Raw genomic sequence first — 23818 nt, forward strand, 5'->3', positions numbered from 1 at the left:
CCCCCCGAAGGATTCCCCGTGACCACACCGTCCCGATTCCGACGTGCCGGCGTTCTGTTCTTCGCCACAGCACTCAGCTTCTCTCTGGCCGGCTGCGCCGCACACAGCGGCACCCCGGCTCCGGGAACCACGTCGCGGGAGTCGACGGAGGTCACCTCGCCGCAGGCAGCTGACGGTAGGCAGATCAGTATCGTCCATGCACTCGGAACGACGAAGCTCGACGCCCCGGCCAGGACCGTTGTCGCTCTCGATGACTCCTGGGCGGACGCGGTGCTCATGCTGCACGGCACTCTGGTCGGGTACACCGAGACGTACACGCACGGCACTGAACTCGGTGCCTACCTGGGCGATCTCCCAGAGGAATTCGGCGCCGGGGCTGCGATCGTGGGGACTCCGCGGGAACCTGACTTCGACGCGATCGCGGCGCTGAAACCAGACCTGATCGTCGGGGCCGCGGAAACCGGTGGGGAGCACTACCAGCGGCTCTCCGAGATCGCCCCGACGGTGTTGTCGGAGGGCGCGCCGACCACCTGGAAGAGTCGCTACCTGGTTCTCGGGAAAGCTCTGGGGGCGGAAGGTGAGGCGTCCGCCATGCTCGGACGGTACGAGGAGGAGGCGCGACGAATCGGCGGTGAGATCAACGCCGGGGCATCGGATCCGACGATCTCGGTTCTCCGGTTCCAGAACGGCCCGACGAGGATTTACGCGGCGGGATCCTTCCCCGGTACGGTGCTCACCGACGCCGGGCTGGCGCGGCCGAAGTCGCAACGCGGCAACCAGGATTTCATCAAGGTCACCGCCGAGCAGGTCGCGGACGTCGACGCCGACCGGATCTTCATCACCACCAGCCCGTTGGGTGGGGAACGCTCCATGGAGAGCTTCCGGGCGACTGAGAGCTGGTCGGATCTCGAGGCCCGGACCGTCCCCGCCGATGACGCGGCGTGGACCACCTCGGAGTCACTGCCGGGCGCGTACGCGATCCTCGACGAGCTCGCCCGCGCATTTCACGTGGACGGACCCGTTGTCCCCGAGGGCCTGGCACGGTACGCCGGTGCAGTGAGGAACGAACGGTAGCCCCCAGTTGAATCGCGGGGACCGCCCCCATTCACCCCCCTGAATCAGTCACCGCAATTGTGCTATGTACGGCAAAACGCCGGGACTGTTTTCCCGAAGCTCCCCGGTTCGGACGCCGTAGATGGCACGATGGTGTCCATGACTGATGCGACCCCCACTCCCAGTGACCCGACCAACGGCACCATGCGACGGCGGATCCGACACGCCCGCCGCCTGGACAACGTCGCGTACGAGATCCGCGGACCCATCAGCGCCGAAGCCGAACGGCTCGAGCGCCAGGGGGTCGAGATCCTGAAGCTGAACACCGGAAACCCGGAGATCTTCGGCTTCCATGCACCGGAAGCCGCCGTGAAGAGCATCATCGCCAACATCGGACCGGCGCAGGGATACTCCACCGCCAAGGGGATACCCGAGGTCCGGGAAGCCATCGTGCGCCGTTACGCGGAGATTCCCGGGTTTCCCGAGTTCGACGCCGACGACGTATTCCTCGGCAACGGCGTCTCCGATCTGATTCTCATGGTGACCACGGGCCTGCTGAGCCCCGGCGACGAGATTCTCATCCCCATGCCCGATTATCCGCTCTGGACGGCGGCGACCAGTCTCGCCGGTGGCACCGCGGTCCACTACCGGTGCGACGAGGACTCCGCCTGGAATCCGAACCTGGATGACCTCCGTTCGAAGGTGTCGGACAGGACCCGCGCCATCGTCGTGATCAGCCCGAACAACCCCACTGGTGCGGTGTATTCGAGGGAGACCCTGGAGGGCATCGTCCAGATCGCCCGCGAGAACGATCTGCTGCTGCTGTCCGACGAGATCTACGACCGGATCCTCTACGACGACGCGGAACACATCAGCGTGGCCACCCTCGCCCCGGATCTGTTCACCATCACCTTCAACGGGCTGTCGAAGGCGTATCTCGCCGCGGGCCTGCGCGCGGGGTGGATGGTGCTCACCGGACCCAAGGACCACGCGAAGGAGTACATCGAGGGGCTCGAACTCCTCGCGGGTACGCGCCTGTGCTCGAACGTACCCGCACAGTTCGCCATCCCCGCGGCCCTGGAGACCCACCAGGACATCTTCGATCTCACGGCTCACCGGGGCCGGCTCCTCGAGCAACGGAACATCGCCTACGAGGGGATCAACTCCATCGACGGGCTCAGCACCGTGAAACCGATGGGGGCGCTGTACAACTTCACCCGCATCGACCGGAATGTCCACGACATCCACGACGACGCGAAGCTCATGCTCGACCTGCTGCGTCAGGAGCACATCCTGATGGTTCAGGGAACCGGCTTCAGCTGGGACGAACCCGATCATTTCCGGATGGTCACGCTGCCCGCGAAGGACCAGCTGTCCGAGGCCATCGAGCGGCTGGGCAATTTCCTCGCACACTACCGCCAGTAGGCGTGACACGGCCCGCCCACAGAGGTTCCTTTCCGGGAGACGGCGCAGTGCGCGGGCCGTTTTCTCTATCATTGACCCATGTGGCCGGTCTCCTGACCGGCGTCGGCGGCAGCTCCGCCCCGACAATCGTGCACCACCGATGACGAGATGAGGACCAGCGTGCGGAAGAGTTCCGGTTACGACAGTTCCACCCTGACCCCACGGGGTCTGTTCGCCACCCTGACCACACTGACCGTCGCGGGATTGATCGCAGCCAGCGCCTACATGTACATCGGCGACGAGGAGGCGGGCGCCGCCACCGCGGGGCAACCGACCACCGACCCCGGGACCAGTGCCCCGTCTTCCACGACGGAATCAACGGGATCGTCCACCACGGAATCAACGTCGGCCGGGACGACGTCCCCGGGATCCACCGAGCCTTCCTCCACCGGTTCCACCCCCACGACGACGGCGACATCGTCGTCCCCGGCTCCCGAGACCGGCAGCTCGAGTACCTCCACCTCGGGTGCGGAAGCCACCGGGAGTGCGACGACGTCCTCTGAATCGACCTCCGCCACGGCCTCGGGGAGCTCGACGTCCTCTCCGCGCACCTCCTCGAAGGGCTCGTCCACGACGGCGACCTCCTCGTCCACCGGGAAAACGAGCGAGCGGAGGAGCAGCACCCGCGGCACGGCCACCTCGACGAGCAGCAGTACGGCGTCGGAGCCCTCGGAGAAACCGGAGCCCTCGGCGCTCGCCGGGAAAACCTACGCCACCGACATGGATCCCGCCGAACGTCGCACCGCCGACGTGGACGGCACCACCGTCTACTATCCCGCGGATCCCGCCGGTGACGTGTTCGAGGATGACGGCGGTGCGCTGACACCCGAGGACGAGAGCTGGTTGACCGCAGCCCCGAAGGTGGAGTGGCAGCGACTCAAGGAGAACAGGGCCACCGACACCGCGTGGGACTTCCCGTTCAGTGCATCGGACGGCCCGTGGCAGGTCACCGATGGTGTCGCCCACGGCTTCAGCCGCACCCCCCAGGGCGCGGCGCTCGCGGCCTGGCACGTCTTCCAGGGCGTCAACCGGGGAGGGATCGACGCCGTCCGGACCGCACGTACCTTCCTTCCGCCGAGCACGGATCCGGCCCGGCTCGATGCCGCGATCGCCGATCCGTCGATCATCCCGGAGACCCCCGACTACTCCGCGCCCATCCCGGTGGCGTACAAGGTCGACACCTTCACCGACGGGCTCGCGGTGATCACCTTCGCGACCGCGCGGGACGGTGACGTCGTCTCCGTGGTCACGATGGTGGTCGAGTGGATCGACGGTGACTGGCACCAGAGCGACCAGTTCATCCGCAGTCTCAGCCTGATCGACGCGGACCGGATCGAGGACTGGGCGCGCTGGTAGAACGGCCCACCGGCCCGCCACCCCGATCCCGGTCCGTGGCGGGCCTTTTACTGTTGCACTGACCACGACTCTCCCCTACTTCCCACCAAGGAGCACGCGATGGGGCGGCACCACCGATCCGACAGTCACGCGGACCCCACAGAGAACATCGCCGGTCACCTCGCCGCACACGGCATCGGCCCGGACGGTAATCCGCTGCCGAAGCGGAAGGGTGAGAGGAGACCCTTCACGACCGCCCAGTGGATCCTGAGCGCATTCCTCATCCTCACCTTCCTCGGCACCGTGGCCGGGCTCGTCGTCCTCTGGCCGTCGTCGGAGAAACCGAACGTCGCCCCCTCGTTCCAGAACATCTCCTCCCTGTCGAAGGACAAGGTCGGGGGCACCGTCTCCCTCATCACCGACGGTTCCTGCAATTCGCCCTCAGTGGGCCGGGTGTTCGAGTCCTCCCCGGTCATCCCGCTGGAGGAGTCCGACCGGGTCTGTGAACAGGCGATCATCGACATCACCTCAGGGGTCAACGAGGGCAAGCGGACGATGCTGATGCTCTCCGGGCAACCGGGTGACCCCGACCTCGCCGTGGACGAGAGGATCCTGCTCTACGAGGAGACCACGGCCGAGGGCGCCGCGGGGTACACGTTCGCGGACTACCAGCGCGGTTCCACGCTCCTGATCTGGGGACTCGTCACCGCGCTCGGCGTGGTGCTGCTCGGCTCCTGGCTGGGGGCGAGGTCCCTCGTCGGTCTCGCGGTCACGTTGGCGGGCGTCGGTGTCTTCCTGCTTCCCGCGCTGCTGCGCGGTGGTTCACCGCTGACACTGGCCGTCGTCTGCGGATCCGCGGTCCTCTTCGCCGCGCTCTACCTGGTGCACGGCGTGAACTGGAAGACCTCCTCCGCGCTCGGCGGCACCCTCATCGCACTCGGTATAGCGGCCGTCCTCGCGCAGTTCGCCATCAGGGGAACCCAACTCCGTGGCCTGGGATCCGAGGACAACCTGATGATCCAGCTCTATCTGCCGGATGTCTCCGTCACGGGGCTGATGCTGTGCGGCTTCATCATCGGTTCCCTCGGTGTGCTCAACGACGTGACAATCTCCCAGGCATCCACCGTCAACGAACTCGCCGCCATCGATCCGCGCGCGACCCCGTGGCGGCTGTTCAAGGGCGCCATCCGGGTCGGACGCGACCACATCGCCTCGATCATGTACACCCTGGTGCTGTCCTACACCGGTGCGGCGCTCCCGCTGCTCCTGCTGCTCACCGTCGCGGACCGCCCGTTCGGGGAGCTGCTCACCGGTGACATCATGGCGACCGAGCTGCTGCGCTCCGCCGTCGGCGCTCTCGCGCTGACCATGTCCGTTCCGATCACCACGGCCATCGCGGCGTTCACGTGTTCGGGGCGGGGGCACTCCCACGACCACTGAGTCCCGAACCACCAGCGGGGTCGGCGCGGAATCTCCGCCCACCGGCGTTTCACGCACGCGGATCCAACCGGACGCGTGCCCGGGGAGCCGGACACCCGCGGAGACGGGGCGCCGGACGGATCGGAGGGGACCCGGGGGCGTCAGTGGCTGCGGCCGATACCCCGGTAGTCCCAGCCCGCATCCACCCAGTCCTGCGCCGGGAGGCAGTTGCGGCCGTCGATGATGAGTGGTCGGTGCACGAGAGAGCGGGCCACGACTGGGTCGAGGTCGATGAACTCGCGCCATTCCGTGGCGAGTACGACGACCTCGGAGTCCTTGAGGGCGTCGAGTGCCGTCGACGTGTAGGTGAGCTCAGGGAGGATCCGCCGGGCACCGTCCATCGCCTGCGGGTCGTGGACGACGACCTGAGCGCCACTGCGGGCCAGTGATCCGGCGATGACCAGTGCGGGGGAGTCGCGGATGTCGTCACTGTCGGGCTTGAAGGCGGCACCGAGGACCGTCACGCGGTGCCCGGTCACGTCGCCGTCGTCGAAGGACGCGGTGACCGTGTCGATGACGGACTGGCGCTGACCGAGATTGATGCGGTCGACGTGGTCGAGGAGTCCCGGGATTCCGGTGGCACCGAGCTGCTCGGCCCGGGAGGCGAACGCACGGATGTCCTTGGGCAGGCAACCTCCGCCGAAGCCGAGTCCCGCGCCGAGGAACCGCCTGCCGATCCGGGTGTCGTAGCCGAGGGCGTCGGCGAGCTGGGTGACGTCGGCGCCGGAGCGCTCACAGATCTCGGCGATGGCGTTGATGAAGGAGATCTTGGTGGCGAGGAACGCGTTCGCGGCACCCTTGACGAGTTCGGCGGTGGCCAGGTCGGTGAGGAGGAAGGGGGTGCCGTCCTCCAGGGTGCGGGCGTAGACCTCGCGGATCCGGGACTCCGCCGTCCCACCGGGTGCCACGCCGAGGACGATGCGGTCGGGGTGCATTGTGTCCTTGACCGCGTGCCCCTCGCGGAGGAATTCGGGATTCCAGGCGATCTCCACGCTCGTACCGGGTCCGGAGAGTTGATCGACCATGCGCTGGAGGTCGGCCGCGGTGCCCACGGGGACGGTGGATTTCCCGACGATGAGGTGATCTCCGTCGAGATTCCCGACGAGGGCGGTGACGGCGCTGTGCACCTGGCTGAGATCCGCGGAGCGCCCCTCGGAGTGCTGGGGCGTGCCGACGGTGAGGAAGTGGACGTCGGCGAAGCGCGCGGCTTCCGCGGGGTCCGTGGTGAAGGAGAGTCTGCCGTCCGCGATGTTCCGGGTGAGTTTCGCGGCGAGGCCGGGCTCGTGGAAGGGGACCTCGCCCGCGTTGAGTGCGTTGATGCGTTCGGGGCTGATGTCCACGCCGAGGACCTCGTGGCCGAGTTCGGCCATGCAGATCGCGTGGGTGGCCCCGAGGTAGCCGGTTCCGATGACGGTCAGTTTCATGTCACCAGTTGTACCCCCCGTGGGTTAGGGGAAGGTGAACACTGTTTGAATGACCTGACCCGGGGTCCGGACGGTGTCCGGGCCCCGGGTCAGCGTGCGCAGGAGTCAGTCTTTGGGCATGCTCTTGCGGTAGCAGTAGATCGTGTACAGCGCCATCAATACGATGATCGCGGTGATGACCGCGACGACGATCACGCTCAGGGTGGGGTTCCACCAGCTTGCGTCTGTGGTCGGCATGTTGCTCCTCCTCTCCTGCGTCGGTCCTCCCCGGTCCAGCGACGGTGCAGCGCTGACGGCTCCGGGTACGGCGGCGGTATCGTTGCCTACAGGTTACGGTGCCGACGCCACCGGCGGGGCGGAATCCCCCCGCGAATCACCACTAATTGTAGCGGCAGGTGACACCCGGGGGCGAACTCCGCGGGTTCAGGAATTCTCGGCGACGAAGTCCCGGGCGATGGTCTCGGGCTCGGCCTTCTCCGGCCCGATGTTGCGGATGTTCATCTCGAGCAGCGCCTCGGTGGTGAGGTCGGCGTTGATCCTGGTGATCGCCTCGCGTGCCTCCCCGGAGACTGCCTTGCCCTGCATCAGCGGGAGGACGTGCTGGGGAAGGATGAGGTTCTCGGGGTCCTCGAGGGTGACCAGCTCGATCTCCTCGCCGTCGGTGCTGAAGGTCGGCGAGGTGGTGTAGACGTTGGCGACATTGGCCTTGCCCGTGGTCAGGGCGGCGATGGTGAGCGGCCCACCGGAGTCGGAGATCGGGATGATGCTCATCTTATCGCCCTCGATGCCGTACAGCTCCTCCAGCCCGGAGGGACCGTAGGGCCGGTCCTTGAGCTCGGGGTTCGAGGCGATCCGGATGTCGTCGAGGTTGGCCAGGTCCGCGAGGGTGACCAGTTTGGCCTGGTCGGCGAGTTCCCGGGTGACCCGGTAGGAGTCCTTCGATTCGCCGGGGGCGGCCTTGCCCGTGGCCAGCCCCGCGGGCAGGGCCTTGTTCAGGCCGTTGAGCACCTGATCCTCGGTGGCACCGACGGGCAGCTCCTGGTTCTCGGCGGCCATGAAGTACTGGGCGAGGTTGCCGGAGTATTCGGGGACGATGTCCACCGAGCCCTCCTGCAGTGCCTTGAGATAGACGTCGCGGGAGCCGATACCGGACCGGACCTCCACCTCGAAGCCGGCGTTGCGGAGGGTCTCGGCCCAGATCTGTCCGATGATCTCGCTCTCGGGGAAGTTCGCGGTGCCGATGACGATGCTGTCCGTGGCGTGCGTGGCCTTCGTCTCTCCGTCCGAGTTTCCCTCGCTCAGCGGGTCGGAGGAGCCCGAGCACGCGGCGAGGGGGAACACCAGGGCCAGCCCTGCGAGGGTGGCGCCGGCGCGGCGGAGGAGCTGGTTGTTCGGGAGGGTCATGAGGTGACGCCTTTCGGTCGTAGTCGATGTTGCAGGAGAGCGAGTGTCACGTCGGCTGCGAGGGCGAGCAAGGACACCAGGATGGCCCCGACGAGCATCTGCTCGTAGTCGCGGAGAGCTAGTCCGTCCAGCAGGTAGCGGCCGAGCCCACCGAGCCCGATGTAGGCCGAGATCGTGGCTGTGGCCAACACCTGGAGTACGCATGATCGTACCCCGCCGACGATGGTGGGGGCCGCCAACGGAAGCTCGATGCGGGTGATGATCTGCCCCTCGTTGTGCCCCATCGCCCGGGCCGCGTCCACGACCGGTCGGGATACGGTGGCCACGCCGGAGACGGTGGCCGCGAGGACGGGCGGGACCGCGAGGATGAGCAGCACGATGGTGGACGGGACGATGGGTAGCTGTATCCCGAAGCTGATCTCGAGGGTCAGCCACGTCAGCAGCCCGAGGGACGGTATGGCGCGCAGCGCACCGGTCGCCGCGATGACCCCGGACGCCCCTTTCCCGGTGTGCCCCAGATAGAGGCCGAGCGGGAGCGCGATGATGAGGGCGAGTGCGACGGCGAGCACGGAGTACCAGAGGTGTTCACCGAGGCGCTCCGCGATTCCACCGGCCCCGGGCCAGTTGGCCGGGTCGGCGATGAATGAAACGGCACCGCTGAAGTGGTTCACCGTCGTCTCACCTCCCCGCCCAGGGCATGAGCAGTCGGCCCGCGAGGACGAGAACGGCGTCGAACACGAGCGCCAGGATCACGGTCCCGACGACCCCGGCGATGATCTCCGTGGGGAACGAACGGACGAAGCCGTTGGTGAACAGGGTGCCGAGGGACTGCACACCGGTGAGGGCGCCGACGCTGACCAGCGAGATGGTCGAGGCGCTGACCACCCTGAGCCCGGCGAGGATGATCGGGCCGGCCAGCGGGAGCTCGACGGTGAGGATCTGCCGCCACGCGGGGTACCCCATGGCGACGGCGGCCTGCTTCTGCGGTTCCGGCACCGAGTCGAACGCGTCGGCGGTGGTGCGGATCTGCAGTGCGAGCCCGTAGAGGGTCATCGCGACGATGACGTTGAGCGGGGAGAGCACGGAGGTGCCGATGACGAGCGGCAGGACCACGAACAGGGCGAGCGAGGGGACCGCGTAGAGCAGGCCGGACGCGGTGACGAGCACCTCCCGGGAGATGCGGTTGCGGCTGGCGATCCAGCCGAGGGGCAGTGCGATGATCAGGGAGGCGATGATGGCGGGCCAGCTCAGGTTCGCGTGCGCGAGAGCCAGCTCACCGATGCGGTCGAGGTTTCCGGCGATCCAGCCCCAGTTCACCGGACCACCCCTTTGACCCGGCCGTGCCGGTCGACGGCGACGGTCGTGCCGTCCCTTTCCCGCAGGGTGAGTTCGCGGTCCTGCGTGCCGACGAAGCTGGCGACGAAGTCGCTGGCGGGGGCGGTGACGAAATCCTCGGCGGTTCCGGCCTGCGCGATCCGGGCCCCCATCTCGAGCAGGACGATGTTGTCGCCGAGCAGGAACGCCTCGTCGATGTCGTGGGTGACCAGGACGATGGTCTTGGAGATCTTCTCCTGCAGGTCGAGGACCTGTTCCTGCAGGTCCCTGCGGACGACGGGGTCGATGGCACCGAAGGGTTCGTCCATGAGGAGGATGTTCGGGTCGTCGGCCAGCGCGCGGGCGACGCCGACCCGCTGCGCCTGGCCGCCGGAGAGTTCACTGGGGTAGCGCTTCGCGAGGGAACCGTCGAGGCCCAGAAGCTCGAGGAGTTCGGCGGCCCGTTCCCGGGCCTGCTTCCGGGGCACCCCGTTGAGCCGGGGCACGGTGGCGATGTTGTCCGCCACCGTGCGGTGCGGCAGCAGCCCGGAGTTCTGCATGACGTAGCCGATGCTGCGGCGGAGTTTGACGGGATCGACCCCGGCGAGATCCTCGCCGTCGATGAGCACCCGGCCCTCCGTGGGCTCCACCATGCGGTTGATCATCCGGAGGAGGGTGGTCTTCCCGGATCCCGAGCTGCCGACCAGCACGGTCGTGGACCGGGCCGGTATGTCGAGGGTGAAGTTCCTGACCGCGGGCGTGGTGGCTCCGGGGAAGGTCTTGACGACGTGATCGAACTGGATCATTGGAAGTTGAGATACGCCTTTGATGGAGTTGGTCCGCGTTGACCCTGGTATTTCGAACCCAGCTGGGAGGAACCGTAGGGAACCTCCGCGGGGGACGACATACAGAACAACGCCAACTGACCCACTTTCATTCCCGGCCACAGAATGATCGGCAGATTCGCCACGTTGGACAGCTCCAGGGTGATGTGCCCGGAAAAGCCCGGATCGATGAATCCCGCGGTCGAGTGGGTGAGCAGACCGAGGCGTCCGAGGGAGGACTTGCCCTCCAGGCGTCCGGCGAGATCCGCGGGGAGGGTGAACTTCTCCAGGGTGGCCCCGAGGATGAATTCCCCCGGGTGCAGCACGAAGGGCTCGTCCTCGCCGACCTCGACGAGGCTGGTCAGTTCGTCCTGCCGCAGTTTCGGATCGATGTGGGTGTAGCGCGAGTTGTTGAACACCCGGAAAAAGCGGTCCATGCGGACGTCGATGCTCGACGGTTGCACGAGATGCGGGTCGAACGGATCGATGACGAGATCGCCGGAATCGATGCGGGTACGGATGTCACGGTCGGAGAGCAGCACGGCACCGAGTCTATCGTCTGGCGTCTCGACTGGGGACAGATGCGGGTTGATCTCGGAAAATGACCCTAAGTGGAAGTTCAGCCTCCGGTTGTACTACTGTAGCGTCAGTTCCATTCACGTCACCTCCTTCTGCCCCATCGGGAGCGCACATGTCCTCCGAAATCCCCGAAACCTCCGAACCTCATCCCCACCGGGACGACGATGAGTCGACCGGAAAGGCCACGACGTCATCACGCACCGTCGGACAACGCGCCACACCCGAGGTCGGCGAACCCCACCCCGCGGTCATCGCACACGACATCTCCGTCCGTGGTGAGGAGGGCCCCGTCTACGGGCCCCTCGACGTGGAGATCCCCGGTACCGGCCTGACCGTGCTCTCCGGCAGGGGCGGCGGCGGGCGCACCGCCCTGGCCCTGACGATCTCCGGACGGATGAAACCCCGTACCGGCACCCTCGAGGTGCTCGGGGAGACGAAGCCTTCGGTGATCCGCAGACACGTCGCCATCGCCGGGGTGGACGACATCGACCTGCTCGACCGCGACGTGCGCATCCACGTGATCCTCACCGAACACCGCGCGTGGTCCACACCGTGGATCATGTGGACGCCTCGGGCCGACCAGGACTACTACGAATCGGTCTGCCGCCCCGTGTTCGGCGAGCGTGATCTGCCTCCCCTCGACGCCTACGTCTCCCAGATCTCCGGTCTCGACCGGCTGCTCATCCGGATCGCCCTGGCCCTGCGGCCCGCGAACGGCGAGGAGATCGGCATGCTCGTCATGGACGATCTCGAGCAGGTCCACGAGTTCGACGACCGACTGATCCTCGTGACCGTGCTGAGTCGGCTGGCGGAGGACATCCCCGTCGTCGTCAACGCCGTCAACCGACTCCCCGACGATTTCCTGCCGGACTACACACTGATTGAACTGTTCACGGATGCGTCGCACCTCCAGCCCGATCACGTCGGTTCCGACCTGGACCGCATCCACCGCATCGCCAAGGAGGCGGAACTATGATCGCCGGATTCACACTCGGAACGGAACTGCGCCGGTTCCTCCGGTCCAAGCTCGGACGTGTCGCCATGGTCGTCCTCATGCTCATGCCGCTGATGTACTCGGCGCTGTACCTGTGGGCGTTCTGGAATCCCTTCGGCCACGTCGACAAGATGCCCGTCGCCTTCGTCAACAGCGACCTCGGCACCGAGGTCGACGGAGAGGAGATCAACGCCGGCAACCAGATCGTCGACCAGCTGAAGAAGGAGGACCGGGTCCACTTCGACTTCGTCTCCGAGCAGGAGGCCGAGGAGGGCGTGCGGGACGGCAGGTACTACTTCTCCGTCCAGCTGACACCGGACTTCTCCGAGGCGGTCGCCTCCCCCACCACCGGCGACGCCCGCAGGGCCGTGATCCAGACGACCTACAACGACTCGAACGGCTACCTCTCGACACTCATCGGCGAGAACGTCCTGCGCACCATGCTGCCCGCGATCTCCGACCGGATCGGCGAGGAGGCGGTGGACAAGGTCCTCATCGGCATCCAGTCCGCCGGTACCGGCCTGGAGAAGGCCGCGGACGGTGCCACACAACTGCACGACGGCGCGGAGAAACTCAACGACGGCGCGGTCCGGCTGAACGAGGGTGCGGTGAAGCTCAACGGCGGACTGGATTCCGCCCTCGCGGCGACGACGAAGCTCAGCACGGGCGCGGCGAAGGTGGACGCGAACGTCGTCAAGCTCGGCGCAGGCGCCGATAAACTCGCCGACGGGACCCAGCAGCTCAACGACCAAGTCGAGGGCGCGGCGACCAAGCTCACCGCCCTCGCCCAGGGCGTGGACCAGCTCGGCGGCGGCATGGACCAGCTCGCCGACGGCGCGGTCCGCATCGACGCCGGGGTCCAGCAGCTCAACGCGTCCCTGTCACAGGTCACCGACATCCAGACCACCGCGTCGGGCAACATCCGGCAGCTCGCCGACCAGCTCCGCCAGGTCCCCAACCCCGACGTCCAGAACGTGGTCAGCCAACTCGACCGGCTGGCCTTCGACATCGACCACAACGCGCTCGGCCAGAACGCCCCGGCGACCGCGCAGCTCACCGAGCTCGGGAACGGCACGAGCGAGCTCGCCTACCAGCTCTCCGACCCGCAGGCCCCGTTCCGCTCCGGTTTCAACCAGCTCAGTGAGGGCACGACGGTCCTCCCGGGCAAGCTCGGCGAACTGCAGAGCGGCGTCAGCCAGCTCAACGACGGCATGCGGCAGCTGGACACCGGGCTGAACAAGCTGCACGAGGACGGAACCTCCCGCCTGGTCACCGGCACCGGTGAACTGCAGAACGGCCTGCAGAAGCTCGACGACGGTGCCGGGAGCCTCGTCGACGGCACCACCAGACTGATCGACGGCACGGGCCGACTCAGCGACGGATCCGGCGAACTGGCCACCAGGCTGAACGAAGGTGCCCAGGCCGTACCGAAGTGGGACACCGAACAACGCAGGGGGGTGGCCAGTGTCCTCGGTGGGCCGGTCAGCCTGAGGACGACCAACGATGTGGGTTCCCACACGTTCGGCGCGGGACTGGCCCCGTTCTTCTTCTCGCTGGCGATGTTCATCGGTGGCCTGATCATCTTCATGATCATGCGACCGCTGCAGAACCGGGCGGTCGCCAGCGGCGTCGCACCGCTGCGCGCCGCCCTCGACGGGTTCCTCCCGGCGGCCCTGATCGCGATCGGCCAGGCGACCGCCATCTTCCTGGTCACCCGCTACGGAGTCGGCCTGGAACCGATCTATCCGATCGGCCTGCTCGCCTTCTGTGTCCTCGTGTCGCTGATGTTCACCGCGGTGAACCAGCTGCTCAACGCGGCCCTCGGCCCCGGGGCGGGCAAGGTCGTCGCGATGGCGTTGCTCATGCTGCAGCTGCTCGCCTCGGGTGGCCTGTACCCGGTGGAGACCGAGCCCGCGCTGTTCCAGTGGCTGCACCCGATCAACCCGATGACCTACTCGGTCAACGGCTTCCGGCAGCTGATGTACGGTCACGTCGACGACCGTATGCCACAGGCCGTCGCGGCGGTGATCTTCGTGTTCCTGCTCAGCATGACGCTGACCGCGGTGGTGGCGCGCCGCGACCGGAGGTGGACGATGAAACGCCTGCACCCGCCGATCAAGATCTGACCACCTGCGGCCGTGTTCACGACCCGTTCAGACCGTGTTATCATGGTCCGGTAGTTGCGCGAGAGCGTGACACCGATGCCGATGTAGTTCAATGGTAGAACTCCTGCTTCCCAAGCAGGTGGCGCGGGTTCGATTCCCGTCATCGGCTCCACTCAGACGCCCATTTCGATGCAGAGCCCGGCCAGGTCGGACTTCGGATCGAAATGGGCGTTCTGCTTGTCAGCTCAGGTTTCCGGATGTCGGGGTGGGTGGTTCACCGGTGCGGTCGGGCGTGACCGACGTCCCCGGCAGGGCGATTCTGTGGCTACCGCTCAGGGGCTGAGGGAGAGCGTCAAAACGTGTCGGGTTCCGTCAGAAGGGATGGGGCGGGCGTCAGATTGTCTGGTGCCGGTGACCCAGGCCGCCAGCCAGAGACGTCATGTCAGTCATGGCCGTAAACATGCCCACCGGAACAGCGACACCGGACCACCATCATCCTTCCGACCCGACGGCGGGTACAGGGCGGAACGGGCGCAGACCTCGCCCCGGTGCAGCAAGCGACGGTAACGCCGTCGGGCCCCTCAGAACGGGGCGCGGGCGGCCGGAAACCCGTCACGCGGACGCGTCGGCGGCGTCACCCGGTTACGCCGCGGCGCCGAGCTTTCTCGCGACAGACAGGAGCGCCAGGGCGTAGCCCGCGCAGCACCCCGACAGCATTCCCCCGGCGATCGCCCACTCGTTGGAGAAGTCCGTCGTTCCAGCGCTCCAAGCGAGCGCGGTGGCGGCGAGGGTGACCGGGACGACGAACCGGTCGACGGCCCTGCGGTAGGCGATGAGCATGGAGATGAAGTGGAGGGACACCGAGGTGATCACGAGCGGCAGGAACAGCCACCACAGGTCGAAGATCCCCAGTATGAAGGCGGCGGTGATGGCGATTCCCTCGAGAGCCGAGGTGATGTTGACGAATCTCGTGGCGGACCGGGAGGGAACGGCCTGCTCCGGCCAGCGGCGGGACAGCAGCCAGGTGACGAGGGCGATGCCGACGGCCCCGCCGAGACCGGCCGCCGTGGCCTCCCACGAGCGGGCGAAGAAAGTCAGTGCCGCATAGAAGACCGTCAGCACCCCGAGAAACAGGGCGACGGACATCAGCGTTCGGCGGGCCTTGCGGAGGTCTGTGCCACCCGCCTGCCCATCCCACGTGCCGCTCGCAGTCTCCACCTTCGCGCTCCCCACTGTCGTCTCCTTCGCGTTACCCACCTTGTCCTCCCTACGAGAACGGGTGCAGGTCGGTGCCTGATATCGGTTACTTCCCCGGCCGCGGGCCGGGCCCGCCGCTCCGTTTGGAGGGTCGCCGGCAACCCCACCCGAAATCGACGGGAAGGACCATGGGGCTCACAACCGTGACGGATTCGAGGCCGAGGCTACGCTCGTAGAGCGAGGTTTTTGCCGCGAGCGTACACGTCGATATCGTCGCCGAGCCTGTCGAGCAGTTTGCACAGGAGGCTTTCCGATCCGCGGATCAGTTCCTCCGGCCACACCGTGCCCTCATAGATCGGGTTCGTTTCGGGACAGTGCGGCAGGGGGTGGTCGTCGATATCGTGCACGAGCCGAGGATTCTCGGACCGCCGTTTGATCTTGTCGGGATCGCGTGCACCCCTGGAATCCGGTCAGGGACGTCCGCCCGGGCCTCGTTGACCGACGCATCCAACGCCTTCAGCGGACCCGGATGGTATCCCGTGCCGAGCGAGCTGATCGTGTCCGCGCGGACCGGGAAGATCCCCACGGACACGCCGAACGCGCTCGCCAGCAGGCCCGCCTCCACCTCCATTCCCGGCAGCTGCACCCGGGCGGGGAGCCACCGCGGAGCCGTTCCCACGCCGGTTCCCCGTATCCAGAGAACGTGCTCATCCCGATGCTGGGGAAGCACCTCGAGGCACCCCCACGTGAGGGTGACGCTAACTTGGCCCGCATCCCCGAATGGATCTGAATTCATGGATATGGGCCGAACTTCGCGGTTAATGACAGTGACAGCCCAACAAACCGTGCGTCATGTGTGATACTCAGTCCTATGTCTAGTCAACCGCGAAGCCGCCCTGCCGCTTTGGGCACGGAAATCGCCGCCAAGTTGCGCGAAGCTCTCGCCAGACGCCAGGTTACACAGGCTGAACTCGGCAAACGGGTCAGCATCTCCACCAGCCAGATCAGCCTCTACCTGCGGGGCAAACGATCAATGTCCCTCGACGAATTCAACAGCATCTGCGCCGCCCTCGAGCTCTCCGCCGATGAGGTGTTCAGCCAGGCCTTCCTGCTCACCAGTGGCCGTCAATCCAGCTCGACCGGACTCAGCCGCACTGGATGATCGGCGAGGGGTCGTAGACGGTGGTCCGGGTCTGTCGGTCGATCTCTGTACCGTTCAGATCCCGGATGATCCGGGTATCCGAGGTGGTGAACCCCGGAGCACCCGACGAGGGGACACAGTTGTCGTCGGTGAGGGTGATCCGGGTCGGTGGAGTCTCGGCCCACCGACCACCCGGCACCGATTCCACCTCGACTGTCTTGACCCCGGTCATCCGCACGGTGATGGAGTTGTCCCCGGTGACCGTGTTGATCATGACGGGGTAGGGGGAGTTGTTCCGGAACTGCAGGTCGATCAGCCCCTCGAACACGGTCGCCTCCCGGCCCGCCGGATACCGCGAGATGTAGTAGCTGTGGGGAGTGTGCGCGACATCGTCGAAGCCAGCGAAGTACGCCGCGTTGTAGAGGGTCGTCGCGAACTGGCTGATCCCGCCACCGACCGCGGTGTCGGCGTGTCCGTTCAGGATGATGCCCGATTCCACGAACCCCTGGGCGGTACCCCGAGGTCCCGTGTACCCGTTCAGGGAGAACACCTGGCCCGGTGCCACGACGGCGCCGTCCACCATTTCCGCGACACGGCGGATGTTCACGCCGGAGGCGTAGGAGAACCCGGTCGTGGTGAACTCGCTGACGGTCTCGTCGAAGGTCGCCTTCTCCGCGTCGGCGGTCGTGAAGCGCGCCGGTTCATCGGTGTAGGTGACCTCGAACTCCCTCGGTTCAGACCCGGTGATTCGCTCCCGGAGTCCGGCGACGAGGGCCTCGCCGTCCACGGTGCGACCGTCGGAATGCGGTGTCACCGTCCGGGATCCACCGGCGAAGGCGATCCTGGCGTTCTTCATCGGCACCTCCGTGCCGGCGAGGTTCTCCATCAGGATGTTCCTCGCCGCATCGGCGTCGACGTCGGTGTGCAGGTCCTCCCCTTCCGACCGGAAGGTGACGACCTCACCCATCCGCTCGACGGGGATGACACCGTCCACGCCGTCGGCACCGTGGGCGGTCACGGGACCGGAGACCGCCTTCGCGGCGGGGCCGTCGACGACTCTGGACACCGCCTTCTCGCCGATCACGGGATCGATCCGGTGCACGGCGACGTGGACGCCGTCGGGATTCAGCCAGTCAGCCGCGACCCGTTGCCTGAGTTCCTCCGGTTCGATCCCCTGCCCCGCAGCCGGCTGGGTCACCCGGACCTCTCCGGCCTCGATGGACACCTCCCCCTCCGTCGGCGGGATCGCGAGTTCGGTGGAGAGCCGGTCGATCTCGGGCGCGAGTGCGGTGTCATCCACGTCGCTGACGATGCCCACCTCGCGCTCCCCGAGGAGACCGCGGAAGCGGTCGACCGGATTGAGCGGCGGTTCCCCCGCCGCAGCGACCGTCGCCCGCCAGTTCGGGTGCAGTCCGGCCGCCACCGGGTCAAGGACCGCCTCAGCGGCCCCGGCGGTGACCGTGACCGGCGCGGCGAGTGAGTCGTCGAGCTCCGTGGCGAGACGGACCTCGGCGTCCTGCGGGGCCAATCCCCCGATCGCGACACCGGCCACGGTGACTCCGCGCGGGACCTTGTCCTTGCTCAGGAGGTAGTCCGCACCGTAGACGGCGAGGATGAGAACGAGGGCCCCGAGAACGGTGCCGAGGACGATCGCCCCTGTTCGGCGACCGGAGGATGATTCAGCGGCGGGGGCTGGGGTGTCGGGATCAGCGGAATGCACACCGCTCACACTATCCACCGGCTGACCGCGCGGCGACCCCCACCCGAGTCCGAGACGTCCCCGTTACCCTACCGTTACACAGGCGTTATGCATCCGTTTTCAGCCCGGAAGCGGACCGAGATTCTGCACCTGCACACGCAGTGCGGAGGCCTCCAGCTGCTCGAACGGGAACAGCCCGTCGGTGACCGCCCGGTCGACGGCATCGACCGCGGCAACCAGGTCATCGGTGGAGATCCACAGGGCGACATCCGCGCCGGCCAGCAGCGCGGCGAGGACGGCCTGCGGGGCATTCATCCTGCTGCTCACCGCCTCCATCCCGGACAGGTCATCGGTGTAGATGACCCCGTCGAACGGTTTCCCCCCGGGGTAGTCACCGCTGCGCAGAAGATCGTAGACGGCCGGATTGAGGGTGGCGGGGAGCCCCTCCTCCCCCAGTCCGGGCACGATCATGTGCCCGACCATCACCGCACCCGGTGCGGAATCCAGCACCGGACCATAGGGCCTCAGGTCCAGTTCCCTGAGCTGATCGACCCCCGGGGTGAGCACCTGGTCGTAGTGACTGTCCCCCGTGGCACGGCCGTGGCCCGGGAAATGCTTGAACACGGGCGTGATCCCCGCATCCCGGAGCCCAGCCGCGAACGCCGAGGCGTACTGAGCCGCACGCTCGGGATCGGGTGAAAAACTCCGGTCCCCGATCGCGGCGCCGGCGGGCTCCCCCGTGGTGTCCAGAACGGGCGCGAAATCGACGGTGACCCCCGCAAGCTCGAGCTTCACCCCCAGCTCGAAGGCGAGCGCCCGGACCTGTTCCGGGCTCATCGTCTCCGCCATGGTCCGGGGTGCGGGAAGGTGCCCGAAGATGTCGGGTTGGCGGACGACCCGCCCACCCTCGGCGTCAATGGTCACCGCGAACGGGCGCCCGACCGCCTGCCGGAGCGCCGCGATGTTGCGGTCGGCACCGGTGAGCAGCGCCGGATCCGTCCAGGAACCGATGAAGATCCCGCCGGCACCCTGCTCGAGCGCGAACAGCGCGTCATCGTAGTCACGGACACCGACCGTCATCAGGGAGGCGACGAGCCCACGCTGCGTCGCGGGCAGATTGGCCCGGGCCGCCGCGACCGGCTCCGGTTCGGGCGGCGGCGGGACGGGATCCGGAACGATCGGGGGCACGGGTGGACCGTGGAATTCACCGGTATCGACGTGAAAACGGGGATCCGGTGCCGGGAGGGGTTCCGGCGTCGCCGTGCAGGCGGACAGTCCCAGCAGCACGCCCCCGAGCGCAAGGGCGGTCCAGCGAGGTCGGCGGCGCGGGGACGGACCGTCACACAGCATTCGCGTGCCCCTCCTTCACCGAGTTTTCTTCCCACCCTGTGCCCACAGTGTGCCGGAGTCGGCCCCGTGACGCGAACCTCACCCCGATCGACAACCGTACCCACCCGACTAGGATTGTGGGCCACGGACCGCGGTGACCCACCCGATCCCACGTACCCACAGCCGACCCGAGGAGCACCAGCCATGCCGGAGTCCGACCCGACCACCATGCTCATCGCCTACGACGGATCAGATGAGGCCCGACGGGCGCTGACCTACGCCGCGGAGCTGCTCTCACCCCGGCACGTGCAGATCATCACCGCGTGGGAACCGATGCAACGGCAGGCCGCCCGAGCAGCGGGTGCACCCGGAGTCTCGGTCGTGGACTGGAACGCGGACGATGACGGCGACCCGGCACACGACGAGGCGCTGGCGGTCTGCCGCGAGGGCGCGGAGATCGCGGAATCCCTCGGGCTCATCGCCCACGCCCACCTCGTCGAGTCGACGGGGGCCATCTGGTCCGCCATCGTCGACGCGGCCGAACAGCTCCGGCCCGATGTCATCGTCACCGGCACCCGGGGAAACAGCGGTTTCCGATCGCTGCTGCAGTCCTCGACGGCCGACAACGTTCTGCACCACGCCGGGCTCCCGGTCTTCATCGTTCCTCCGTTGGAGGAGAACGACGGGTAGCTGGTAACCTCTGCTTTTGTCTCCGACACATCCCGGCCCACCCCACGAGAGATCACGGCAGCGACCACCCATGGCATTTGAATCAGACTCCGACACGCGGCGCACCCTCGGCCCGGCGCTGGCCAGCGTCGTCGTCGGCGTGATCCTCGGCGGCGCCGCGGTCATCGGCGTGGCGAAGCTCTCCGGGCAGGATCAGATCCCGCAGGAGCAGGTCATCAGCAGCGATGAGGCCCTCCTCGGCGGCGCGGAGTACGGCACCCGCGAGTAGCCCGTGCGTACCGCGGCCCGCACTCACCTCATCGGCTGGTTCCTGCTGGGTGTCCTCTCATTCCTGCAGTCACCGGGCCTCACCGTGGCCGACACCAAGCACGACCTCGCCGTCGATCCGGCGGCGTTCCTCGGCCGCGCCACCACAGCATGGTCGGACACCTTCCCCCTGGGCCAGCTGCAGAACCAGGCCTACGGCTACCTCTTCCCCCAGGGACCGTTCTTCCTGTTGACGGACCCCCTACCGGACTGGTTCGCACAGCGACTCTGGTGGACCGTGGTCCTCGGGGTGGGGTACTCGGGATTCCTCCGGCTCGTCCGGGTGCTCGACGTGGGCAGCCCGGTGTTCCGTGTCCTCGCCGCAGTTCTCTACGCCCTGTCCCCCCGGATACTGACGACCCTGGGCGCGATCTCCTCCGAGGCCTGGCCGGTCGCACTCGCCCCATGGATCCTCGCGCCTCTCGTCGCCGGTCGGTTGAGCCGGTCGCGGATCGCGGCGTCGGTCCTCGCGGTGGCCTGCCTGGGGGCCGTCAACGCCACGGCCACCCTCGCGGCCTGTGTCCCCGCGGGGCTGGCCCTCGCCTGGTGTGTCCTGCGCAGGCGGCCCGGTGCGGGGCGGCTCGGCGTGCTCTGGCTCATCGGCTGCGCCGCGGTTTCCGCCTGGTGGATCGTCCCGTTGCTCGTGCTCGGCCACTACGCTCCCCCCTTCACGGATTTCATCGAGAACGCCTACGTGACCACCCGGTGGCTGAATCCGACGGAGATACTGCGCGGGACGACGAGTTGGGCGCCGTTCGTCGACACCGAACGGGTGACCGGCAACCTGCTGGTGACCTCCCCGGTATTCATCCTGTTCACCTCCGGCGTCGCGGCGCTGGGCCTCATGGGGCTCTGTCGCCCCATCCCACGGCGCGGTCTCTGGGTCGGGATGCTGCTCATCGGGCTCGTGATTCTCGGGGCGGCGCACGGCCCGCTCGGCCCCGAGCTCCGCGGGTTCCTCGACGGCCCCGGCGCGGCACTGCGCAACATCCACAAGTTCGACCCCGTGGCCCGGATCCCGCTGCTCGTCGGATTCGCGGCACTGGGGCGGGCGCTGCCGGTGCCGGCGACACGCGCGCAGCTGCTGGATCCGGGCCGTCGGCACGCGGCCGCCGTACTCGTCGCGCTCATCGCGCTCGGGGCATGCGCCCCGGCCCTCAGCGGCAGACTCGCCCCCAGAGGCGGCTGGGACGAGGTTCCCGCCCACTGGCGGGAGACCGCGGACTGGCTCAACGCCCACGCGCGGGACACCCGGACGCTGATCCTCCCGTCCGCATCCTTCGCCAGGCAGGACTGGGGCTGGACCCGCGACGAACCCCTGCAACCGTTGCTGGATGTCCCGTGGGTGGTGCGGGACGCCGTGCCCCTCGTCCCGCCGGAGGCGATCCGTGGCCTGGATGGTATCGACGCCGTCCTGAATTCTCCGGCCGTCGATCCCGCGGACGCGATTCGCGCCGTACGCAGACTGGGGGTCGGGGTGATCGTGGTGCGCGATGATCTTCCCGGCGCGCCGGCCGGTGACCTGGTGGACCGGCTCCGGGACAGTGGCGCCGCCGCCCACGACTTCGGTGCGGTCACCGTCTTCGAGGTCGATCCCGGCCTGTACATGACCACGACCACGGATGATCCCGTCCGAGTCGCCGGGGGCGGGGAGTCACTCGCACTTCTCGACGCCCTCACCGGCTCCGCCGCACGCACCCTCGTCGACGGCGGCGCGGAGATCGTCACCGACACCCCGCAGCTGGTCGCCCGCAACTACGGCGCGGTGAATGGTGCGGTCTCCGCCCCACTCACAGATCCGGACGAGGGCGCGGACGTACGCAATCCGGTGGCGGACTACCCCTCGGCCGGACCGATGACCCGCGTCGCCGCACGGGGCGGCACGGTCCGGGTCTCCTCCTCAGCCTCGGACGCCACGAGCTTCGGCGGCGCTGAGCCGGGGGCGTCGGTCACATCCGCCGTCGACGGTGACCCCACCACCGCCTGGTACCCCACCCCGGGCCGGCAGGCGGGCGAGTGGATCGAGATCAGTGCAGACCACCCGGTGGCCGACCCCGTACTGCAGATCACCGCCACCGGCGACGATGTGGATGTGACCGTCACCGCCGGGGATGCCGGCGTCGATACGCACCTGGTGGCCGACGAAGACACGAGCATCCCCGTGCCCGGCGGCCGGGCCGACACCGTCCGGGTGACCCTCGGCGGATCACGGGACCGGGTGGGCATCTCCCGCATCGCGCTCGACGGGGTGACCGTCCACCGGACGGTCACGGTGCCGGACACGTCCCCGGGCGTGCGGCAGTTCCTCCTTCAGCGGGTCACCACCGGCGAGGATGTCCTCGACCGCACATTCACAGTGCCCCGGGACATGAGCGTGCGGCTCGACTCACCCGACTGCCGGAACCCGCGCCCGGTGGACGAGGACCCCAACCACGGGATCACGCTGGCAGATCAGGCGCGGGAGCGCAGTCTCCGGATCGACGGCGGATTTGTGTCGTGTGGAATGGTACAGCTCGCCGCCGGAGACCACCATCTGCGCACCCGGCAGGAGTGGACGCTGCTCACCGAGGAGGGTTTCACCGGTGGAACGACACCTGTGGCGGTGGGACGTGATCTCGCCCCGGCGGACACCGACCGGCTGCTCGTCACCGGGCGCGCCGCCCTCGACGGGCTCACCGCCACGGTCGGCGGTACCGCGGTGGACGCGAATGTGGTCGACGCCGCGACGCGGTCCTTCCGTGTCCCGGCCGGGGTCGGCGGCGCCGTGGAACTGCACTTCGCCGGTGACGCCCCCTACCGGGCAGGGCTCATCAGCGGTGTCGTGGCGTGGCTCTGCGCTGTGGCGCTGTGTGTGCTCGCGGTGATCCGCGGCCGTGGGAGCTCCGTACCGGACACCGGCGCAGACGTGGAACGGGGCGGCGTTCCGCGCCTGCCCGGGGGAGCGGTCGCCCTGTGGCTGGTCGGTGGTTGGGCCGGACTCGCCCTCGGGGCGGTGACGTGGGTGGTACCGCGGTACACCCTGATCCGTCCTTCCGTTCTCGCCGGTGGCGGGGCGGCTGTGGCCGGCATGTGGCTCGCTCACGCCCCCTGGCCGCAGGGCGGCTACGCCGGTGACGTGCCGTTCGTCGGGCTCGCCGCCCTGGTCTCGGTGGCCGCCGTGGTTTCGGCCCACCGGGCGGATCCGCAGCAGGACGCCCGGCCGGAATCAGCGGGCACGGGAGCCACCCCGGGCGGAGGCGGGAAGGCGCGGTCCGGGAGCTCGCCCACCGATCAATGAATGCGGACGCTTCCGCGAAGCGCCACACGATCGACCTGCCCGGGCCGTGTGGGGAAGGAATCCTCCGCATCGACATCGGGCGCTTCCGGCCGTGGTCCGGGAGACCGGGGCGCCACGACGTGGACGTGCCGGACACACGGAATCCGGATGCCCGCGGGAAGGTGTCCGGCTCCGGGCACCTCCCGGCTCCCGAAGCAGTCACAA

Annotated in this window: 22 protein-coding genes and 1 tRNA gene; 11 read left to right on the forward strand and 12 right to left on the reverse strand. The window is 68.0% G+C overall.

Annotation, left to right across the window (positions count from 1 at the left end; genetic code table 11):
• Positions 1 to 18 precede the first annotated feature (18 nt).
• Both JIM95_RS10655 and JIM95_RS10660 read left to right on the forward strand, forming a co-directional pair.
• Positions 19 to 1074 (forward strand): ABC transporter substrate-binding protein, encoded by a 1056-nt coding sequence (locus tag JIM95_RS10655; RefSeq protein ID WP_200256350.1) that lies wholly within the window; start codon positions 19 to 21, stop codon positions 1072 to 1074.
• A gap of 129 nt (positions 1075 to 1203) precedes the next feature.
• The gene (locus JIM95_RS10660) at positions 1204 to 2478 is read left to right on the forward strand and encodes a pyridoxal phosphate-dependent aminotransferase (RefSeq protein ID WP_418904045.1); all 1275 of its coding nucleotides are present in this window, start codon (positions 1204 to 1206) and stop codon (positions 2476 to 2478) included.
• A 260-nt stretch (positions 2479 to 2738) separates the two neighbouring features.
• Here JIM95_RS10660 and JIM95_RS10665 read toward each other — a convergent pair whose 3' ends face one another.
• Entirely contained in the window at positions 2739 to 3140 is a 402-nt protein-coding gene (locus JIM95_RS10665; protein ID WP_248702965.1) for a hypothetical protein, read from the reverse strand.
• A 97-nt stretch (positions 3141 to 3237) separates the two neighbouring features.
• On the opposite strand from JIM95_RS10665, the gene JIM95_RS10670 reads away from it, so the two are divergent.
• Positions 3238 to 3873, forward strand: a complete 636-nt coding sequence (locus tag JIM95_RS10670; RefSeq protein WP_200256766.1) for a DUF8175 domain-containg protein — start codon at positions 3238 to 3240, stop codon at positions 3871 to 3873.
• A gap of 99 nt (positions 3874 to 3972) precedes the next feature.
• Positions 3973 to 5292 (forward strand): YibE/F family protein, encoded by a 1320-nt coding sequence (locus JIM95_RS10675; protein ID WP_200256347.1) that lies wholly within the window; start codon positions 3973 to 3975, stop codon positions 5290 to 5292.
• 140 nt (positions 5293 to 5432) lie between these two features.
• On the opposite strand, the gene JIM95_RS10680 is transcribed toward JIM95_RS10675, so the two are convergent.
• The 7 genes from JIM95_RS10680 to dcd form a co-directional block, all read right to left on the reverse strand.
• A complete protein-coding gene (locus JIM95_RS10680; protein ID WP_200256346.1) occupies positions 5433 to 6755 on the reverse strand; it encodes a UDP-glucose dehydrogenase family protein in 1323 nt (440 codons plus the stop codon).
• Between the two features lie 105 nt (positions 6756 to 6860).
• Positions 6861 to 6992, reverse strand: coding sequence for a hypothetical protein (locus JIM95_RS11435; RefSeq protein ID WP_255567699.1), 132 nt, complete (start codon positions 6990 to 6992; stop codon positions 6861 to 6863).
• A 186-nt stretch (positions 6993 to 7178) separates the two neighbouring features.
• Complete coding sequence (locus tag JIM95_RS10685) at positions 7179 to 8159, reverse strand: ABC transporter substrate-binding protein (RefSeq protein ID WP_200256344.1); 981 nt, start codon at positions 8157 to 8159, stop codon at positions 7179 to 7181.
• A complete protein-coding gene (locus JIM95_RS10690; protein ID WP_200256342.1) occupies positions 8156 to 8830 on the reverse strand; it encodes an ABC transporter permease in 675 nt (224 codons plus the stop codon). The genes JIM95_RS10685 and JIM95_RS10690 overlap by 4 nt, the downstream gene beginning before the upstream one ends.
• Positions 8831 to 8837: 7 nt before the next feature.
• Positions 8838 to 9476, reverse strand: a complete 639-nt coding sequence (locus JIM95_RS10695) for an ABC transporter permease (protein WP_200256339.1) — start codon at positions 9474 to 9476, stop codon at positions 8838 to 8840.
• A complete protein-coding gene (locus tag JIM95_RS10700) occupies positions 9473 to 10279 on the reverse strand; it encodes an ABC transporter ATP-binding protein (protein WP_200256337.1) in 807 nt (268 codons plus the stop codon). Before JIM95_RS10700 ends, JIM95_RS10695 begins: the two co-directional genes overlap by 4 nt.
• On the reverse strand, positions 10276 to 10839 hold the full coding sequence (gene dcd / locus JIM95_RS10705; protein ID WP_200256330.1) for a dCTP deaminase: 564 nt from the start codon (positions 10837 to 10839) through the stop codon (positions 10276 to 10278). Before dcd ends, JIM95_RS10700 begins: the two co-directional genes overlap by 4 nt.
• 149 nt (positions 10840 to 10988) lie before the next feature.
• On the opposite strand from dcd, the gene JIM95_RS10710 reads away from it, so the two are divergent.
• The 3 genes from JIM95_RS10710 (at position 10989) to JIM95_RS10720 (ending at position 14147) form a co-directional block, all read left to right on the forward strand.
• Positions 10989 to 11852: an ATP-binding cassette domain-containing protein gene (locus JIM95_RS10710; RefSeq protein ID WP_234034383.1), complete on the forward strand. Its 864-nt coding sequence runs from the start codon at positions 10989 to 10991 to the stop codon at positions 11850 to 11852.
• Positions 11849 to 13996, forward strand: a complete 2148-nt coding sequence (locus JIM95_RS10715; protein ID WP_200256328.1) for a YhgE/Pip domain-containing protein — start codon at positions 11849 to 11851, stop codon at positions 13994 to 13996. Before JIM95_RS10710 ends, JIM95_RS10715 begins: the two co-directional genes overlap by 4 nt.
• Before the next feature lie 77 nt (positions 13997 to 14073).
• Positions 14074 to 14147 (forward strand) — tRNA-Gly (locus tag JIM95_RS10720).
• A 470-nt stretch (positions 14148 to 14617) separates the two neighbouring features.
• Here JIM95_RS10720 and JIM95_RS10725 read toward each other — a convergent pair.
• Both JIM95_RS10725 and JIM95_RS10730 read right to left on the reverse strand, forming a co-directional pair.
• Positions 14618 to 15232 (reverse strand): hypothetical protein, encoded by a 615-nt coding sequence (locus tag JIM95_RS10725; RefSeq protein WP_200256326.1) that lies wholly within the window; start codon positions 15230 to 15232, stop codon positions 14618 to 14620.
• 164 nt (positions 15233 to 15396) lie between these two features.
• Complete coding sequence (locus JIM95_RS10730; RefSeq protein WP_200256324.1) at positions 15397 to 15579, reverse strand: hypothetical protein; 183 nt, start codon at positions 15577 to 15579, stop codon at positions 15397 to 15399.
• Between the two features lie 464 nt (positions 15580 to 16043).
• Between JIM95_RS10730 and JIM95_RS10735 the strand changes: the two genes are divergently transcribed.
• Complete coding sequence (locus tag JIM95_RS10735; RefSeq protein ID WP_267164937.1) at positions 16044 to 16334, forward strand: helix-turn-helix transcriptional regulator; 291 nt, start codon at positions 16044 to 16046, stop codon at positions 16332 to 16334.
• Here the strand turns inward: JIM95_RS10735 and JIM95_RS10740 are convergent.
• Entirely contained in the window at positions 16318 to 18033 is a 1716-nt protein-coding gene (locus tag JIM95_RS10740) for a VanW family protein (protein ID WP_200256320.1), read from the reverse strand. The two genes, JIM95_RS10735 and JIM95_RS10740, sit on opposite strands and share 17 nt — an antisense overlap.
• A gap of 99 nt (positions 18034 to 18132) precedes the next feature.
• Positions 18133 to 19362: a glycoside hydrolase family 3 protein gene (locus JIM95_RS10745; RefSeq protein ID WP_200256311.1), complete on the reverse strand. Its 1230-nt coding sequence runs from the start codon at positions 19360 to 19362 to the stop codon at positions 18133 to 18135.
• A gap of 183 nt (positions 19363 to 19545) precedes the next feature.
• On the opposite strand from JIM95_RS10745, the gene JIM95_RS10750 reads away from it, so the two are divergent.
• The 3 genes from JIM95_RS10750 (at position 19546) to JIM95_RS10760 (ending at position 23614) form a co-directional block, all read left to right on the forward strand.
• Entirely contained in the window at positions 19546 to 20031 is a 486-nt protein-coding gene (locus JIM95_RS10750; RefSeq protein ID WP_200256309.1) for a universal stress protein, read from the forward strand.
• 70 nt (positions 20032 to 20101) lie between these two features.
• Positions 20102 to 20299, forward strand: a complete 198-nt coding sequence (locus tag JIM95_RS10755) for a DUF2613 domain-containing protein (protein ID WP_200256307.1) — start codon at positions 20102 to 20104, stop codon at positions 20297 to 20299.
• Positions 20300 to 20302: 3 nt separating this feature from the next.
• Positions 20303 to 23614 (forward strand): alpha-(1->3)-arabinofuranosyltransferase domain-containing protein, encoded by a 3312-nt coding sequence (locus JIM95_RS10760; protein WP_200256305.1) that lies wholly within the window; start codon positions 20303 to 20305, stop codon positions 23612 to 23614.
• Positions 23615 to 23818: the final 204 nt, after the last annotated feature.

Origin of the sequence: Corynebacterium antarcticum (genome assembly GCF_016595285.2) — a bacterium.
Taxonomy (GTDB): domain Bacteria; phylum Actinomycetota; class Actinomycetes; order Mycobacteriales; family Mycobacteriaceae; genus Corynebacterium; species Corynebacterium antarcticum.